Source organism: Gilliamella sp. B14448G11 (genome assembly GCF_016101765.1).
In the GTDB taxonomy this organism is placed as follows: domain Bacteria; phylum Pseudomonadota; class Gammaproteobacteria; order Enterobacterales; family Orbaceae; genus Gilliamella; species Gilliamella apicola_N.
In genome coordinates, this window is record NZ_JACFPX010000010.1 from 1 (window position 1) to 19,430 (window position 19,430).

Here is a 19,430-nt window from a genome sequence, read left to right on the forward strand (position 1 = left end):
ATGATAAGCGCGGACAAGAGCACATCAAGTTAGCGACCGAATACGGTAAAACCCAGCTTAACATCGGGCATTTAGTTGACCAAAATAAAGAGCAGCGTGGTGAGGGATTTGAACTGCGCACCGATGAGTGGGGTGCGATTGCTGCCAATAAAGGTTTATATCTGACCAGTCAGACCGAGCCTAAGGCACAGGGTAAACAGCTTGATATGCAAGGAGCCATTACCCAGCTTGAAAATGCGTTATCAATTGCCAAAGCACTGCAAAATGCAGCAACTGCCTCTGAAGGCCATGGTGCGGATACTGACAGTCAGGAGCAACTTAAAGCGACATTAACCCAATTAGCCCAAAGTGGCATTATTGCTTATGCACAAGAGGGCATTGCTTTAACCAGTCCGGAAAATATTCAACTGTCCACATCAAATAGCGTTTCAATGACCAGTGAAAACCAAACTGACATTAATGCGTTAAAAAACATTACCGTCTCATCAGGGGAATCCATCGGTCTATTTGCTCATAAATCAGGAATGAAGGTCTTTGCCAATCAGGGGGATGTTGAGGTACAAGCGCAAAATGCCAACCTGAATATGGCCGCCAAGCAAGATATTAAAATAGACAGTGTCGATGGTGAGCTGACGATTACCGCAAGTAAAGAGTTGACGTTAATGTGTGGCGGTTCATACATCAAAATTAGCAGTGTAGGGATTGAACTGGGCACGGCGGATAATGTTTATATAAAAAGTAATGCATTGCAGAAAATGGGACCTAACACACTTGAATGCGAGAAACCTAACTTTACAAAAAATGAACTTGAACTGTCTCTAGTGCATGTAAAAAAACATCATTATTTTAGTTTTTCAGTATAATTTATAAAGGAATAGTAGAATGATTATAAGTCCTCCTTTTTTACCAGATGCGAGAGCAAATGAGTCAGATGAAACTTTTGTTAGTCGTGCAATGACACCGGCCTTAACCGGCAAATTTCCTGTAAGTTTTGAGATGCAATGGCATGGAGGAATACATTTACAAGCACCTGATTCGGATAGTCCAGTCAGAGCCATCGCGGATGGAAATATTGTCTATTCAAGACAACCCACCGCTAGGCCAACTAACCCAACCGAGCTGGGAGAGCATCCTCTTTATGACCCTAATAAAGGATGGACAGATAATGGTTGCATCGTTATAAAGCATCAAACGGAAATTGGCGAAAATATTACAGTGACCTATTACTCGATCTATATGCACCTAAATCGTATAGAAAACGATTTAACACAAGGTAATAATATATATCGTAAAGCAAAGCTTGGTGGTGCCGGTCAAATTTATGGACAAGATAACCTTATTCATTTTGAAATCATCGCTGCTGATGATCAAATAGAAAATATTATTGGTTCAATAACCTTAAATAGAAATGGCGCTAACTACTATACCAACCGACAAGGACATATTACTCATTACATTAACCGACATGGTAGAACAAGTAGCTGTTTTGGAAATATGTATTTTTATTTACCAGCCGATACTCCAACTTACAATGGAGTTCATAATACAAACCATTATACACATACCGCTACAGGTGATACATTAGGACAAGCGCTTTATTTAGAGATGAAATACCATAGTGGTAGTTGTACTTTTACCGCTTATGATGAAAATGGTACACAAATAGGCCAGCCTGTTACTACAAATGGCGATAGTCCTAGAGGAAGTGTTCATGAGTACAATCTATTTGACCAATCATCAAAAATTTGTTCCTCTATGCCAACGGCAGGTTATGAACTATTACGTTTTGGCAGAATATTAGGCACAGAAACAGCTCAAGATACCCCAACACATTATCGACAAATACCTACTGCCAGTGGCAATACTTGGGTCAATCTTAATACTGAGGCAATCAAAAAATACAGTGATGCGGATTTTCCTTTCTGGAAAGGTTGGGGTGTTGCAGATGATGATACTAATAACGACAGTCGTTGTGACTCAGAAATTGTCAGAACAATTTTAGATAATGGTACCGCTGGCTCTTTTGCTCGTTTAACAGATGCACAAAAGCAAACACGTTTAACTGAATCCTCTATTCAACAAAAATTACAAAAAATATTCTATAAATTTCCAACCGAATGGCAAAATGCTAATTTCGAAGAACGATTTGGATGGATTAAAAATCCTACAAATCAAGGCGGTAGAAACCAGACAGATGAACAATTCACATGGTTTAAAAACCATGTACAAGCGATGACATTTTGGGAACAAGCCAATATAGGTATAGATGCAAATCATTGGCACTGCCCGCCCATTGAATTTATTAAGCATTTTAGAAAATGTGGGTGGCTAAGTGAAAGTGAGCTTAAACAGTTAGTTCCTACATATGCCATTAGAGGGAATAATTGGGAAAGAGTTCCTGTGCATAATAAGGCAAGAAAAGATCTTAGATTGAATATTAATAAGATGTTAAGAAAATATTGCATCAATACGCCATTAAGGATGGCTTGTTTTTTTGGTAATGCGCTTCAAGAGAGTGGTTGGTTTGGAGACCTACCAGAAAAGAACGGTAGTTCAAATTGGTATTGTCCTTGGTATGGTAGAGGTTTATTGCAACTCACTCAACCTTACAATTACAAGTATTATTGGCAATTTAGAGGTCGAGAGATTTCGCAAGAATTTGAAACCTTGATAGCTAGGCATCATGAGGTAGAAATCATGGACCGTAGTCAAAGAAAAGCGAATCGAGATAGATTTCAAGATGCAGAGTTTCCAAACTTAAATCAGTATTTTATATGGCGTGAGGAAGTGACTAACCAAGCCAATATTGACCCAACCGATTCGGCAGGTTTTTATTGGATTAAGAACAGTATGGCAAAATATGCCGATGAAACACACACTTTAGAACGAGTAACCATTAATGCAGTAAGAAATCAGGGAACAAAGGTCTATTATCGAAGTTCTGCATTTTGGCATGCCTCTGCTAAGGTTAACTTACCAGCTGTAATTAATAATCTTTATAGCTCTACTTTAAATGGTTTCGATCAACGATGCTCTGCTTATGGAAATTGTTTAGCGGTATTAACAGAGATGAAGTTTCCTGATGCAACAAATAATCTGACTTTAGAGTTTCCAGAAGATTATCCAAGGAGAGAAATGTAAATGATTAAAAAAACTTTTTATTTATTAAGTTTATTGATAACTGTTTTTCCTACTTACGCTCAACAAATTAAGCAAGAGAGAGCCATTCCTCGCATCGATCAACTTGTCCCTCCTTACTTATCAACAATTTTATTACTTAGTCCATGTGCGGATATTAGTTTATTAGGCTTTGATGATAAAGATGATGATACAATTAGGATAGTTGATGAGGCAAAAGCGGCATATCCAGCTAATACGTGCAATAACCCTGCATTAGCAAATAAGTTATTTAAGGCACGCTTTCTTCAATATTCGACGATTACCTTAGTCGATGATCCGTGGAATTTAGATGTAGAAATTGTTGAGCAAAATAAATTGATATCACAGTGTAAGGATACTGCTTGTTTAGATAAAGTATTGGATAGCATTATTAGTGAATTATATCCTCTGTATATCAGTATTCCCATTGATCGCCCACCAACCAGTGGCCAATTATGCAATAGTAAAGTTGATTTGGCTAGTGATAAAAAAATGGACTTAGTTATTAAAAAATTAGTGGCGAGTTTAAGTACTGATGATAACTGTGGTAGTAAAGATTTTTCAGATTATGGAGATAATCCTATCGATGAGGATAAATCTAAACCTTATACTAATGTGCTTTTTGATATATGCAAAGCGAACATTGGTGACCTGTTTATTGCGGAATGTAAAATGTTTGGTAATCAGGTTAATACACAAACATGGTTTTATTTGTTAAAACCTAATATTGAACCCAAACTACTATTTAATTCTTATAATGGTCCTTATTATCCATTAGACTCGACTTGTAATGGTATGCCAGATCTTATGACGAGTGGTAGGTATAGCTCGGCAGAGCATAAAATTGTTTATTACCGTTATAATGGTCAACAATATGAAGCCGCATATAGTTATATGCAAGTAGGCATTAGTAGTGATGATAATGATATGGCCATTGCTGATCTTATTGAAAAAAAAGAAATAATTTGTAAATAAATAAAAAAAAGAGAGTACATTTGGTAGGAAATAATTAAGGAGAAATGTTTAAATGATAAAAAAAACTTTTTATTTATTAAGTTTATTGATAACTATTTTTCCTGCTTACGCTCAACAAATTAAACAAGAGAGAACTATTCCTAGTATTGATCAAATTGCCCCTCCTTACTTATCAACAACTTTGTTAATTAATCCATGTTTGGATATTAGCTTATCAGGCTTTGATGATAGTGATGATGATACAATTAAGATGGTCGATGAGGCAAAAGCGGCATATCCGGCTAATACGTGCAATAACCCTGCATTAGCAAATAAGTTATTTAAGGCGCGCTTTCTTCAATATTCGACGATTACCTTAGTTGATGATCCGTGGAATTTAGATGGAAAAATTGTTGAGCAAAATAAGTTGATATCACAGTGTAAGGATACTGCTTGTTTAGATAAAGCATTGGATGCCATTATTAGTCAATTATATCCTCTGTATATCAGTATTCCCATTGATCGCCCACCAACAAGTGGCCAATTATGCAATGGTAAAGTTGATTTGGCTAGTGATAAAAAAATGGATTTAATTATTAAAAAATTAGTAGCAAGTTTAAGTACTGATGATAACTGTGGTAGTGAAGATCTTTCAGCTTATGGAAGTTATTCTTACGATGAGGATAAATCTAAACCTTATACTAATGTGTTTTATGATATATGCAAAGCGAATGTTGGTGACCTGTTTATTGCGGAATGTAAAGTTTTTGGTAATCAGGCTAATACACAAGCATGGATTTATTTATTAAAACCCAATATTGAACCCAAACTACTATTTAATTCTTATAATGGTCCTTATTACCTATTAGATTCCACTTGTAATGGTATGCCAGATCTTATGACGAGTGGTAGGTATAGCATGGGAGAGCATCAAATTGTTTACTACCGTTATAATGGTCAACAATATGAAGCTGCATATAGTTACATGCAAGTAGGTATTGGCCGTCATAATAACTCTATAGTCATTGCTGATCTTATTGATGATAAAAAAGAAATAATTTGTAAATGAATAAATAAAAAAGATATTACCCTTGGCATGGTAGAGGTTTATTGCAACTCACTCAACCTTACAATTACAAGTATTATTGGCAATTTAGAGGTCGAGAGATTTCGCAAGAATTTGAAACCTTGATAGCTAGGCATCATGAGGTAGAAATCATGGACCGTAGTCAAAGAAAAGCGAATCGAGATAGATTTCAAGATGCAGAGTTTCCAAACTTAAATCAGTATTTTATATGGCGTGAGGAAGTGACTAACCAAGCCAATATTGACCCAACCGATTCGGCAGGTTTTTATTGGATTAAGAATAGTATGGCAAAGTATGCCGATGAAACACACACCTTAGAGCGTGTAGCCGTTGACGCAGGAAATCAGGGAACAAAGGTCTATTATCGAAGTTCTGCATTTTGGCATGCCTCTGCTAAGGTTAATTTACCTTCTGTAATTAATACTCTTTATAGCTCTACTTTAAATGGTTTCGATCAACGTTGCTCTGCTTATGGAAATTGTTTAGCGGTATTAACCGAGATGAAGTTTCCTGATGCAACAAATAACTTAACCCTAGAGTTTCCAGAAGATTATCCAAGGAGAGAAATGTAAATGATTAAAAAAACTTTTTATTTATTAAGTTTATTGATAACTGTTTTCCCTACTTACGCTCAACAAATTAAGCAAGAGAGAACTATTCCTAGTATTGATCAAATTGCCCCTCCTTACTTATCAACAACTTTGTTAATTAATCCATGTTTGGATATTAGCTTATCAGGTTTCAATGATAAAGATGATAATATTATTAGGATGGTTAATGAAGCAAAATCAAAATATCCAGCTAATACGTGCAATAACTCTGCATTAGCAAATAAGTTATTTAAGGCACGCTTTCTTCAATATTCGACGATTACCTTAGTCGATGACCCTTGGAATTTAGATATTAAAATTGTTGAGCAAAATAAATTGATATCACAGTGTAAGGATACCGCTTGTTTAGATAAAGCATTGGATACCATTATTAGTCAATTATATCCTCTGTATATCAGTATTCCCATCCACCGCTCACCAACAAGTGGTCAATTATGCAGTGATAAAATTGATTTGGCTAGTGATAAAAAAATGGACTTGGTTATTAAAAAATTAGTGGCGAGTTTAAGTACTGATGATAACTGTGGTAGTAAAGATTTTTCAGATTATGAAGATAATCCTATCGATGAAGATAAATCTAAACCTTATACCAATGTCCTTTTTGATATATGCAAATCGAACGTTGGTGACCTGTTTATTGCGGACTGTAAAATGTTTGGTAATCAGGTTAATACACAAGCATGGATTTATTTATTAAAACCCGATATTGAACCCAAACTACTATTTAATTCTTATGAAGCTCCTTTTTACCCATTAAACTCTATTTGTAATGGTATGCCAGATTTTTTTACAAGTGGTAGGTATAGTTCGGCAGAACATCAAATTGTTTATTACCGCTATAATGGTCAACAATATGAGGCTGCATATAGTTATATGGAAGTAAGCATTAGTAATGGTGATGATGATATGATGATTGCTGATCTTATTGAAAAGAAAGAAATAATTTGCAAATGAGTAAATAGAAAAGATTATACTGAATTGATCCTTGCCAAAATATTAGACAGTATTCACCTCTATAATATTGTTTAGGTAGTCGGTTTTTCATATTACTGCGACATATCCAGCCATTGGTTGAATGACGACAAATGTAATGATAATAGATTTGTCATTTTGATAAATGTTGATGGTAATAAAATGTTATGTGGTTTAGGCATTGTTCAAGAGTGAAAGTATAAGAGTGATATTAAGAGGGACTATGAGGATATGATAAAAAAATTTATTGAGTCTATTTATAAAATGTAGATCAAACTGTGTAAAACTTGAATGCAGGCACTATAGAAAGAAAGTAATTATTCATAAAAAGTACTTTTTTAATAATGTAATGGTATAGACTCCTGAATATTTTTTACAAAAATAATTTTAAATTATTAATATAATTATTTTTTTATATTAATCTAAATGTAATTATTAGATATTTCCTAAATTCTATTCAATATTTTAGTAATAGTTTTAAAAAGTATTTTTTGCCGTTGTGCTGTCAGTTATTTTGTCAAAAAGTTTCAGGTTATGGGTATGTTTCAGTAAGATGAAATTTTTTGATATAAAGTCTTAAATAATCCTCAATACAGAATCCATAAAATCCAAGATCTGTTAATCCTTTTTGATCATATTGAGACCACATGAGACCACAAATTTTAACTATATTTTGTTGGCAAAATTGAATATCGGGAGTTAACTCAAAATCACAAAGTTACGCGATTTATTGCAGTGAAAGTTAGCAAATCTATCTAAAGATAACTTGGTAACAGCTATTTATGAAAAAAGATAATAGGGAATAAGCATGTTTTATAAATGATGGTTTATTTGCTAAGAGAATTGTTTTATAAATTTAGTCATCTTAAAAATTAGGGTAAAATTTTTGATATTTTTTGTTATGTGATTACAACGTATCAGCCTGAATACACTTTTTTATTAGGCAAAATTTTTTAAGCTAATCTGATCATCATCACGATTGTCTTGTTTATCGATAACGATAATACTTTCTATCAACATTTTTCGATTCATCTGTTCATTTTGTCTTTTATTTCCTCCTTTTTCTTTAATAGCACAATATGTATCTATTTTATTTATTTTAGCGGTTATAAAATAATCAATTGCAATTTTGGGTGATCTTTTAATTTTTTATATAGGAAAAAAGACTATGAACAGCAACGAAACAACGGCGTTTATTGAAAAACTACAATCCATTGTGGGCAAGAAACATACATTAACCGATCCTGCACGTACCTTATTTTACCGTCAAGGTGCTCGTTTTGGTAAAGGCGATGCGTTGGCGGTGGTTTTGCCTGGTACGCTTGTTGAGCAGTGGCATGTATTAAAAGCGTGTGTGGAAGCTGATGTCATAGTGATCACTCAATCTGCAAATACCGGATTAACAGGGGGATCAACACCAGACGGTAATGATTATGATCGCCCAATTGTAATTGTTAGTACTCGCCGTTTGGATGGCATTAATGTTATCGAAAATGGCGAACAGGTGGTCTGTTTACCTGGTAGTACGTTGTTTCGTTTAGAAAAAGAGTTGAAAAAATATAAGCGTGGTCCGCATTCGGTCATTGGTTCTTCTTGTATTGGGGCGTCGGTGATGGGGGGAGTATGTAATAACTCAGGAGGCGCCCTCATTCAGCATGGTCCTGCTTATACACAAATGGCGGTATTTGCTCAGCTTGATGCACAAGGTAAGTTGCAATTGGTAAATCATTTAGGAATTGAATTAGGTAATGATCCCGATACCATTTTGCAAAATCTTCAAAATCATAATTATTCCGATAAAGATATTCAGCGAGATGCTGGTTTGGGGCATGATCATGATTATTGCGATCATGTGCGTCAAATCGATGCTGATACACCAGCAAGGTATAACGCTGATCCAGCTCGTCACTATGAAGCATCAGGCAGTGCTGGGCGGTTGATGGTATTTGCTGTTCGGTTAGATACGTTTCCTTTAGAAGAAAATACGGCGGTGTTTTATATTGGAACGAATAATACCAATGAATTGGATGATATTCGCCGTCATATTTTAGGACAATTTAAAAATTTGCCCGTATCGGGTGAGTATATTCATCGAGATGCCTTTGATATAGCGGCAGTATATGGTAAACATCTGTTTTTGGCGATTCAAAAGCTGGGCACTGATACCATACCAAAGATGTATGCATTAAAGAATTTTGTCGATCGAATAATGAGTAAAATTCCTTGTTTTTCTGGTAGTTTTTCCGATAAATTCGCAGTAACTGTATGTAAATTATGGCCAAATCATTTGCCAAAATCTATGCGTGATTATCGTGATCGTTATGCGCATCATTTGATTTTAAAAATGTCAGATGAAGGTATTGCCGAAGCTGAAGCATTTTTGAAATCCTACTTTGATAATAGTTCAACCGCTGAAAAACGTGATGGCAGTTATTTCCGTTGTAATAATAAAGAAGCGGAGGCTGCAATGTTGCACCGTTTTGCCGTTGCTGGCGCAGCTACAGTGTATCGTAATGTGCATACCAAAACGGTTGAGGATTTAGTGGCGTTGGATATTGCTTTAAGACGCAATGATAAAGATTGGTTCGAAACGTTACCTGAAAGTATTAGTCAGCATTTCATCTATAAATTGTATTATGGCCATTTTTTCTGTTCTGTATTCCATCAAGATTATATTGCTAAAAAAGGTACTGATTGCAGTAAAGTGGAAGAGGAGATGTTAGCTATACTTGATCAGCGTGGAGCACAATATCCAGCAGAGCATAATGTTGGGCATTTGTATCATGCTAATGAGGATTTGAAAAAATTCTATCATGCGCTAGATCCAACTAATAGCTTTAATCCAGGAATAGGTAAAACATCTAAGAAGAAATATTGGCAGTGATAATCGGGCAGATTTTATCTGCCTTAAAATTGTCATTATTGGGAAATGCTATAGTAATAACGAGTCTAATAAAAATGTTACCCAATGTTTAGCATTGGGCATGTATCATTTATTGATTTAATATGGTTTTAAAGCATTTTCTTTAATTGATATAACACTTCAAGCGCTTGTTTTGGTGATAAAGCATCAGGATCAATCTGTTTGAGAGCTTCTTCAACTTCTGAAGGTTCGCTTACTGCTTCAAAACTCAGTTGCGATTGGTCAACGTGACTATTTGCTGCTTGTTTCGAAATGATTTCAAGCTCTTTTAGCTTTTGTTTGGCGCGTTTTAATACCTGTTTGGGTACGCCTGCTAATCCTGCCACCGCAATACCAAAACTTTTACTGGCAGCACCTTCAGATACTTCGTGGATAAAGGCCACCGTGTTGTCATGTTCGATGGCATCAAAATGAATGTTATACACGCCTTGCATATGTTCAGGTAATTGCGTTAATTCAAAATAATGGGTGGCAAAGAGCGTCATCGCTTTGATTTGGTTTGCTAAGTTTTCAGCACATGCCCAAGCTAAAGATAGCCCGTCATAAGTTGAAGTACCGCGTCCAATTTCGTCCATTAGTACTAGGCTTTGTTCAGTGGCATTATGCATAATATTAGCCGTTTCAGTCATTTCGACCATGAAAGTTGAACGGCCTGATGCTAAATCATCCGATGCACCAATTCGAGTAAATATGCGATCAACCGGTCCAATGATTGCTTGTGATGCAGGTACAAAACTACCAATATAGGTGAGTAAAACAATTAAGGCCGCTTGGCGCATATAAGTACTTTTCCCACCCATATTCGGCCCAGTAATAATTAACAACCGTCTGTCAGGCGATAATTGCAGGGAATTGGCGATGAATGGGGTTTGTAATACTTGTTCAATCACCACGTGTCGACCATCTTTTATATTAATTCCCGCTTTATCTGCAAGCATTGGTTGCTGATAGTTTAATGTTAACGCTCGTTCAGCAAGGTTAGTGAGTACATCAAGTTCAGCGATAGCATCGGCACTCAGTTGCATATCGGCAAGCTGTGGCATAAGTAAATCAAATAATTCATCATACAACTGTTTTTCAAGTGCTAAAGCACGACCTTTTGAGGTGAGGACTTTATCCTCATACTCTTTAAGCTCTGGAATGATGTAGCGCTCAACATTTTTAAGCGTTTGGCGTCGTGTGTAGTGAATAGGCGCTAAATGGCTTTGTCCTCGACTAATTTGAATATAATAACCATGTACAGCATTAAACCCTACTTTGAGTGTGTCTATACCTAAGGTTTCACGTTCTCTTATTTCTAATTGTTCTAGATAATTCGTGGCACCATCTGCAAGATTGCGCAGTTCGTCAAGTTCGGCATTGTAACCAGCGGCAATGACACCACCATCACGAATTATTACCGGAGGCGCTTCAACAATTGCTCGCGTTAAAATATCTGCAATGTGATCAAATTGGTTGATTTTAGCTCGCAAGCCAACTAAAGCTGGCGCACTCAGTTGGTTTAGTAATTGCTGCATTTGAGGCAGTAAGTTATATGCATCACGCAAACGGGCAAAATCACGTGGGCGAGCGGTACGCAATGCCAGCCTAGCTAAAATTCGTTCAAGATCGCCAATCAGTTTTAATAATGGTTGAATATCATCAATATGATTTTGTAACTCACTGATTGCCTGCTGACGGTTTTGTAATAAGGTTATGTTACGAATAGGGGCATGGAGCCAGCGTTTCAGCATACGGCTACCCATTGGGGTTTGGGTTTTATCTAAAATTTCAGCAACCGTATTTTGTGTACCTCCAGATAAATTTTCGGTGATTTCAAGGTTGCGCCGCGTTGCCGCATCAAGTACCACAAAGTCGAAAGCTGATTGTTTGATGATTGAACGAATATGCGGTAGGGCGGTGCGCTGTGTATCTTTCACATATTGCAGTAAACAGCCAGCTGCGCTAAGTGCATAACTGCAATCTTCCACCCCAAATCCGACTAAATCATTAGTACCAAATTGTAAATTAAGCTGCTGTTTAGCGGTTTCAAGATCAAAATCCCAAATTGGGCGACGTCTTAAACCGTTGCGTTGTTCAATCAAAGTCATTGATTGAAAATCTTCCGGATAAAGCAGTTCGACCGGATTGGTGCGCTGCAATTCAGCCTGCATTGACTCGTAACTTTCCGTTTCAAAAATAAAAAATCGTCCAGAACTAATATCGAGTGTGGCATAACCATAATGGTTTTTTGATTGCCAAATTGATGCTAATAAATTATCTTTCCGATCTTCTAATAATAATTCATCACTGACGGTACCGGGTGTGACAATACGGACAATTTTTCGCTCGACGGGGCCTTTAGTTGTCGCAGGATCGCCGATTTGTTCACAAATCGCGACCGATTCACCAAGGGAAATTAATTTAGCTAAATAGCTTTCAACCGCATGATAAGGCACGCCAGCCATAGGAATCGGTTCACCATTAGAAGCCCCACGTTTAGTTAACGAAATATCTAAAAGCTGTGAGGCACGCTTGGCATCATCATAAAACATCTCATAAAAATCCCCCATACGATAAAACAATAAGATATCGGGATTTTCAGCTTTTAACTTTAGATACTGTCGCATCATTGGAGTGTGGTTGTCAAAATTGTCTTCGTTTATCATGGCGGTATTTCTTTTTTATTTAAAGTTCAGGCGATTACTGTATTACACTATCTAACTTTCAACAAAATCTAAGATTTTGCTATTTTATGGTCGGTGACGGCAATAACGTTCAATTTGTGATATACCAAAAGGTATAATCAATAAAGTTTATGCAATTTAATTGTGTATTAAATCATAGATAATAAGCGGTTATTATAACCTATTATTTAAATGGTTTGTATAAATTCAAAATAGGTGGTAATAAGTTGATATTCTTGGTTGAACCTTGTGCATGCAATAGTCAGTTATATTATCGAAAGTTATATTACCAAAGGTTATAGTCACAAGGTCATTTTTTATCAGTTTAAAACTTCTGTTTTAGTAATTGTACTCAACAATCTCAATTTGAACTTTTTAAGTAGCGTAATCAAATCCGCATAAGGGTTTATCTGCTGATATAAAAAGCCAAGCGTCAATGTAGGTCGTTATGTTGTATAAACGTCAATATGAATTGCGCATTGTGAGATCTAAGCTTTGAAAGTATTTTGAAAATCCTTACATATAATCTTACTTTATTTATTTCAAATTTATCTTTACCATTGAAAGTGAAAGGCTGAACATTTAAACATAATTTTAAGCAATAATAAGTACATAGATTAATAAAGTGCATAATTAATGCAGTATAGATAAACGATGGTCATGTAATTAACTCCGCCGTTACTATGGTTTTAATTTTAGGTACTATTTTTTACTTATTTATTTTGTTAGGTTAAATGTTTTGAATAAGTAAATGATTTTATTGCTAATCATCTTATTTAAGTAATTTTCCGTTAAAACTATTTAATGAATTCGTGTCTAATTTGATCGAATGATCTTGAATAAACCGTTAAAATTTGATAGCTTACAGCAAAGATTTTTTACATTTAAAAACACAAAAAAGAAGGTAATTGTTATGACAATCAAAGTAGGTATTAATGGTTTCGGCCGTATTGGTCGTATTGTTTTCCGTGCTGCTCAAAAACGTTCAGACATCGAAATCGTTGCTATCAATGATTTATTAGATGTTGAATACATGGCTTATATGCTTAAATATGACTCAACTCACGGTCGTTTCGACGGTACTGTTGAAGTTAAAGATGGCAAATTAGTCGTTAACGGTAAAACTATCCGCGTTACTGCTGAAAGAGATCCTGCAAACTTAAAATGGAATGAAGTCGGTGTTGATGTTGTTGCTGAAGCAACTGGTCTTTTCTTAGATGATGCAACTGCTCGTAAACACATTCAAGCTGGTGCTAAGAAAGTTGTTTTAACTGGTCCTTCTAAAGATAGCACTCCTATGTTTGTAATGGGTGTTAATGATAAAGACTACGCTGGTCAAGATATCGTTTCTAATGCTTCATGTACTACTAACTGTTTAGCGCCTTTAGCTAAAGTTATCAATGATAACTTTGGTATCGTTGAAGGTTTAATGACTACTGTTCACGCAACAACAGCTACTCAAAAAACTGTTGATGGCCCATCTCACAAAGATTGGCGTGGTGGTCGTGGTGCTGCTCAAAACATCATCCCATCTTCAACTGGTGCAGCTAAAGCTGTAGGTAAAGTTATCCCTGAATTAAACGGTAAATTAACTGGTATGGCTTTCCGTGTTCCTACTCCAGACGTTTCTGTAGTGGATTTAACTGCGCGTTTAGCTAAACCAGCTAAATACGAAGATATCTGTAAAGCTATCAAAGCAGCATCTGAAGGCCCAATGAAAGGCGTTCTTGGTTATACTGAAGATGCAGTTGTTTCAACTGACTTCTTAGGTGAAGTTTGTACTTCTGTATTTGATGCGAAAGCAGGTATCCAAATCAGCGATACTTTCGTGAAACTTGTTGCTTGGTATGACAACGAAGTAGGTTATTCTAACAAAGTATTAGATTTAATCGCTGTAGTTTCTAAATAATAGAAGCAATTCATAATTATTTCAATAAGCGGCCTTTGGGTCGCTTTTTTATTACAAGATTGTCATCAATTTATAAATGTACAATTTATAAATGCAATAAAAAGCCCATTTGGTTAAATGGGCTTTTGCATTCAAACTAATAAAGAAATTAGTTGGTTAGATAACAACAACTTCAGCTGCTGCTGGTCCACGAGGGCTATCTTGAATAGCAAATTCGACTTGTTGACCTTCAGCTAAAGTTTTAAATCCGTCGCCGGAAATAGCTGAGAAGTGAACAAATACGTCTTTACTACCATCGGTAGGGGTTATAAAACCGAAACCTTTACTCTCGTTAAACCATTTTACTTGGCCAGTTTTCTTATTCATTTACTAGACATCCTAACAATAATTAATAATTTGCCTTTAAGGCACGAATAGACCTTCACTTAGTATTATTAATTCAACTCAAAACTAAAAATATGATTAACATTACATAAAAAAAGTTAATCGTTTTCATAATAAAATACTGCGTTATAAGTCTGCTACTATTACCGCATAAATTATAATCGAAAGCAAGGTTTTAATGACAATTTTTTAATCTTAGAGTGCCGTTTTATATAAATTTTTGTTTAAAATCAACTTAATTTGATATAAAACAATTTAAACATGACAAAAAATTATATTTATTTCGAAAGTCAAAGTTTACACTAAAAAAAAGAGTCACTAACTATTTTTTAGCGACTCTTTTTTTAACGTTTACTTAATATAAATTTTGTAAATTTTTTGGTTAAGTCTATTTTTTGTTAGCTCTTTCGAAAGATTCGATAATTTCTTTACGAGCCGCATCTGCGTTTTCCCATCCATCAACTTTAACCCATTTACCTTTTTCGAGTGCTTTGTATTGTTCGAAAAAGTGTTTGATTTGAGATTTAAGTAATTCTGGTAAATCTTCAACATCTTTAATATGGTCATATTCTTTTGAAAGTTTTGTATGTGGTACCGCAACTAATTTAGCATCTTCGCCCGCTTCGTCGGTCATTTTTAATACGCCAACTGGGCGACAACGAATAACTGAACCTGGTTGTAATGGGTACGGAGTTGGGACTAATACATCAACAGGATCACCATCAAGAGATAATGTGTTATTGATATAGCCATAGTTACAAGGATAAAACATAGCTGTTGCCATAAAGCGGTCAACAAATACTGCGCCAGTATCTTTATCTACTTCATATTTGATTGGATCTGCATTGGCAGGAATTTCAATCACAACATAAATATCATCGGGTAATTCTTTACCAGCTGGTACATTTAAAAGTCCCATTTTTTGTATCCTCTATCTAGATTAATAATAGTTTAGTTCATCAGTAATGAGCGTACATTATAAAACTTATTCTGTATCGCTCAATTCTTTTAAATATTGAAAAATTTGTCTTGCTGTTTTAGGCGGCTTATTGGATTGTAACTCTTTTTTGGCTAAACGAGCTAAAGTACGCAGTTGTTGCCTGTCAGCATTTGGGTATAAACCAATAATAGTTTCTGCATCACCCGTTTCAATAAGTTCATCGCGCAATTTTTCTAATTTATGAAATATTGCTACTTGTTGATTATGGCGATTTTTAAGTTTGTTTAGAGCAAGGGTTATCGGTTCGATATCACGATTGCGAAGCAACTTGCCAATATATTGAATTTGTCTTCTATAACCTTCTTTTTTGATTTTTTGCGCTAATTCGATAGCGTAAAGTAAATCTTCATCAAGAGGAATTTTAACAATTTCATTTTTGCTTAGATTAACTAGCTCAATTCCGAGTTTTTTAAGTTCTTCTGCATCTCTTTTGATTTCGCTCTTACTGACGTAAATGATCTCATCTTCGATCTCGTCGACAGCTAAGTTTGGTTCTTTGATTGTCTCTTGATTTTGATTCATATGATTTCTTTTGTTAACTAAAATGCAATTCTGGCTTATTATAACGTATCACTAGCAGAATTGTAGAAAATAATAAAATGAGTATAGAACAAATCAAGAAAGACGCTTTAACCCAAAAAGAAAAATTATCCGCTATTGTTGCTCATGCTATTGAGCAAGCTAAACCAAGAGTTGATTCGGTTGAAGTTTCAATTAATCAATCCACGGGTATAAGTATCAGCACTCGTATGGGGGAAACTGAAAACGTAGAATTTAATAGCGATGGTGCATTAGGCATTACGGTTTATCAAAACCAACGTAAGGGGAGTGCATCAACAAATGATTTATCCCCGCAGGCGATTGCCCAAACCATTGATATGGCCATCAACATTATGCAATATACTTCACCCGATCCTTATTCTGGTTTAGGTGATGTAGATTTGATGGCATTTGATGCTCCAGATTTAGATCTGTTCTATCCAAGTGATTTGAATGTCGATAAAGCCATTGAGCAAGCCAAACAAGCAGAAGAAGCTGCTTTAGCTTATCCCGAGATTATTAATAGTGATGGCAGTTATTTTGGAAGCCGTTATGGTATTTATATGTATGGGAATAGCTTAGGTATGTTGAATGGTTACTGTGCAAGTTCTCATTCTCTATCTTGTTCAGTTATCGCAAAACAAGATGAGCAAATGGAGCGCAATTATGCTTTCACTTCATCACGGGACATTGGCGATCTAAAATCACCCCTATGGGTCGGCCAACAAGCTGCCGAAAAAACGATTGCCCATTTAGGGGCGAGACAAATTGAGACCATGCAAGTACCTGTTCTGTTTTGTGCGGATGTAGCGGTCGGATTAATTAGACACTTAGTGAGTGCGATAAGTGGTGGTGCAATTTATCGTAAATCTTCGTTTTTGTTAGATAGTGTGGGTAAAACAATATTCCCATCTTGGTTAACTATTTTGGAAGATCCTTTCATTTTAAAAGGAATTGGTTCTTCACCATTTGATAGTGAAGGAACAAAAACCGTTAAACGTAATATTATTGAGCAGGGTATTTTACAAACTTATTTATTGAGTAATTACTCAGCCAGAAAATTAGGTCTAAAATCAACAGGACATGCTGGCGGTATACATAATTGGTTAGTCTCATCAAGTCAAACAGATGCAGACTTTAATGCAATGTTAGCCAAATTAGATAAAGGTGTGGTTGTGACCTCTTTAATGGGGGATGGTGTTAATAATGTCACGGGAGATTATTCACGTGGAGCAACTGGATTTTGGGTGGAAAATGGTCAAATCCAGTATCCAATCAATGAATTTACTGTTGCTGGTAATCTCAAAGATATGTATCAAAATATCGTGGCGATAGGGAATGATCTTGAAACAAGAAGTAATATTCAATGCGGATCAATTTTAATGGAAAACATAAGTATAGCTGGAAGATAATAAAACATGCAAAAAGTGGAAAACAAAGGGATATTACAAAAAATAGCATTGTGGATGCCAGGATTAATCAGTTTATTGCATTATAGACGGGAATATTTTAATTCTGATATAAAAGCAGGCTTATCGGTCGCGGCTGTTTCGTTACCTGTATCTATTGCATACGCTGAATTAACGGGCGTAGGTGCAATAGCTGGATTATATTCAACTATTTTACCCCTTATTGTTTATGCACTTTTTGGCTCTTCTAAACAACTTATTGTTGGCCCAGATACTGCTACCTGTGCGGTAGTTGCAGCCGTTGTTTTTCCTTTAGCTGAGGATGATCCTATTTTACGTTGGCAATTGGTTATATTGTTAACCATTATGATTGGAATATGGTGTATTATTGCCGGTAAATTGCATTTAGGGGCGCTAGCTGATTTGCTCAGTCAACCGATTTTAATCGGTCTACTTAACGGGATTTCAATCACAATTATCATTGATCAGTTTGCTAGGACGTTAGGTTTTTCTTATGACTTTTCATATTTAATTGAACGAGTCGTATATTTACCTTTCAAAATATCTGAAATCCATATTTTAACCGCATTGGTCTCGTTTTTTACTTTACTCATATTAGTTGCTTTGAAAAGATTAAGACCTCGCTATCCAGCTCCGCTTTTTGCCGTAGTGATAATGACCTTTTTTTCATGGTTATTTAATTTTGAATCGTACAGTATACGTATCATCGGTCAAGTTAGTGGTGAATTTATATCTGCTGAATCATGGATTGGTTTTGATAAAGCAAAAATGCGAGAATTAGTGGTTCCATCATTGAATATAGCGGTTATCTGTTTCGTTAGTATGATGATAACGGTTCGTAGCTTTGCCTCTAAAAATAATTATGAAACAAACGCCGATGTAGAATTTAGAGCCTTAGGTATGGCTAATATTGTAGCAGGATTATCACAAGGATTTGTGGTCAGTGGCACTTCATCGCGTACAGCTGTCAATGATGCCAATGGTGGTAAAACTCAGCTCGTTTCAATTATTGCTGCGATATTAATTGGTTTAGTGGTTCTGCTTTTCCTATCGCCTTTACAATACATTCCCACTTGTGTATTGGGGGTGATTTTAATTTACTCTTCACTTTCTCTTATTAATTTCCAAACTATATTTCGTTTTTTCAAGTTTGATCGTGATGCGTTTTACTTAAGTTTAATCACGTTTATCTCGGTGTTATTGATTGGCATTATTCCGGGTATGGCGCTTGCGGTTTTGCTAGGACTCTTTCTGTTTTTACGCCGTGTTTTCCGACCGAAAGATCAACTTTTAGGGATGGATGATAGTGGTCGTATTCACTCTTTAGGTAAAGAGGTTAAACCACTAAAAAGTACAATTATTTATCGATTTAATTCTCCACTGACTTATTTCAATATTGCATATTTCAAGCGAAAAATTATAAGTTATATTGACGAATCAGAAGAGCCAATAAATTACGTGATTGTCGATGCGATTCCTTGTTTTACTTACAAAGATGTCAGCGTTTTACTCGGTGTTGAAGAATTAGTTAAATCTTTAAAAGTTCGAAATGTTATTTTGATCCTATCTGGTCGGCGAAAAACACTCAAAAATTGGTTTAAACAGATGAATATACAGCTTGATGAAGAGTATATTGAATTTGCTTATGATCTCTATTTTTCAGTCAGGTTAGTGCAAAGTAAAGAGCATATAAACAGTGACGATGACGATGTGAATAGCATAGAACATATAGACAATAATGATGAAGAAGATGTAAATAGCAAAGACATTGATAATTAATCATTGCGTGGTTTAT

14 protein-coding genes are annotated in these 19,430 nt (G+C 35.5%); 10 read left to right on the forward strand and 4 right to left on the reverse strand.

What is annotated here, in order from left to right:
• The 7 genes from H3S88_RS07955 to dld all read left to right on the forward strand — a co-directional run.
• On the forward strand, nt 1-863 hold an 863-nt coding region (locus tag H3S88_RS07955), incomplete at its 5' end, for a type VI secretion system Vgr family protein (protein ID WP_198237266.1).
• A gap of 19 nt (nt 864-882) precedes the next feature.
• On the forward strand, nt 883-3,141 hold the full coding sequence (locus H3S88_RS07960) for a M23 family metallopeptidase (RefSeq protein ID WP_198226596.1): 2,259 nt from the start codon (nt 883-885) through the stop codon (nt 3,139-3,141).
• Complete coding sequence (locus H3S88_RS07965) at nt 3,142-4,134, forward strand: hypothetical protein (protein ID WP_198226598.1); 993 nt, start codon at nt 3,142-3,144, stop codon at nt 4,132-4,134.
• A gap of 52 nt (nt 4,135-4,186) precedes the next feature.
• The gene (locus H3S88_RS07970; protein WP_198226600.1) at nt 4,187-5,182 is read left to right on the forward strand and encodes a hypothetical protein; all 996 of its coding nucleotides are present in this window, start codon (nt 4,187-4,189) and stop codon (nt 5,180-5,182) included.
• 149 nt (nt 5,183-5,331) lie between these two features.
• Complete coding sequence (locus tag H3S88_RS07975) at nt 5,332-5,772, forward strand: hypothetical protein (RefSeq protein WP_198226602.1); 441 nt, start codon at nt 5,332-5,334, stop codon at nt 5,770-5,772.
• Nucleotides 5,773-6,765 carry a hypothetical protein gene (locus H3S88_RS07980; RefSeq protein ID WP_198226604.1) on the forward strand — a complete coding sequence of 331 codons (993 nt, stop codon included), beginning with the start codon at nt 5,773-5,775 and terminating at the stop codon, nt 6,763-6,765.
• A gap of 1,186 nt (nt 6,766-7,951) precedes the next feature.
• The gene (gene dld, locus H3S88_RS07985; RefSeq protein ID WP_086308588.1) at nt 7,952-9,667 is read left to right on the forward strand and encodes a D-lactate dehydrogenase; all 1,716 of its coding nucleotides are present in this window, start codon (nt 7,952-7,954) and stop codon (nt 9,665-9,667) included.
• Between the two features lie 128 nt (nt 9,668-9,795).
• On the opposite strand, the gene mutS is transcribed toward dld, so the two are convergent.
• A complete protein-coding gene (gene mutS / locus H3S88_RS07990; protein WP_198226606.1) occupies nt 9,796-12,354 on the reverse strand; it encodes a DNA mismatch repair protein MutS in 2,559 nt (852 codons plus the stop codon).
• A 931-nt stretch (nt 12,355-13,285) separates the two neighbouring features.
• Here mutS and gapA point away from each other — a divergent pair.
• Entirely contained in the window at nt 13,286-14,281 is a 996-nt protein-coding gene (gene gapA / locus H3S88_RS07995; protein ID WP_025315031.1) for a glyceraldehyde-3-phosphate dehydrogenase, read from the forward strand.
• Between the two features lie 156 nt (nt 14,282-14,437).
• On the opposite strand, the gene H3S88_RS08000 is transcribed toward gapA, so the two are convergent.
• The 3 genes from H3S88_RS08000 to yjgA all read right to left on the reverse strand — a co-directional run bounded on the left by H3S88_RS08000 (nt 14,438) and on the right by yjgA (nt 16,187).
• A complete protein-coding gene (locus H3S88_RS08000; RefSeq protein ID WP_065619463.1) occupies nt 14,438-14,647 on the reverse strand; it encodes a cold shock domain-containing protein in 210 nt (69 codons plus the stop codon).
• Between the two features lie 406 nt (nt 14,648-15,053).
• Nucleotides 15,054-15,584, reverse strand: a complete 531-nt coding sequence (gene ppa / locus H3S88_RS08005; RefSeq protein ID WP_025315033.1) for an inorganic diphosphatase — start codon at nt 15,582-15,584, stop codon at nt 15,054-15,056.
• Nucleotides 15,585-15,650: 66 nt separating this feature from the next.
• Nucleotides 15,651-16,187 (reverse strand): ribosome biogenesis factor YjgA, encoded by a 537-nt coding sequence (gene yjgA / locus H3S88_RS08010; RefSeq protein WP_198226608.1) that lies wholly within the window; start codon nt 16,185-16,187, stop codon nt 15,651-15,653.
• Nucleotides 16,188-16,264: 77 nt separating this feature from the next.
• Here yjgA and pmbA point away from each other — a divergent pair, with 77 nt between their 5' ends.
• Together pmbA and H3S88_RS08020 are read left to right on the forward strand one after the other, a co-directional pair.
• Nucleotides 16,265-17,617: a metalloprotease PmbA gene (gene pmbA / locus H3S88_RS08015; protein WP_198226610.1), complete on the forward strand. Its 1,353-nt coding sequence runs from the start codon at nt 16,265-16,267 to the stop codon at nt 17,615-17,617.
• A 6-nt stretch (nt 17,618-17,623) separates the two neighbouring features.
• Complete coding sequence (locus H3S88_RS08020) at nt 17,624-19,414, forward strand: SulP family inorganic anion transporter (RefSeq protein WP_198226612.1); 1,791 nt, start codon at nt 17,624-17,626, stop codon at nt 19,412-19,414.
• Nucleotides 19,415-19,430: the final 16 nt, after the last annotated feature.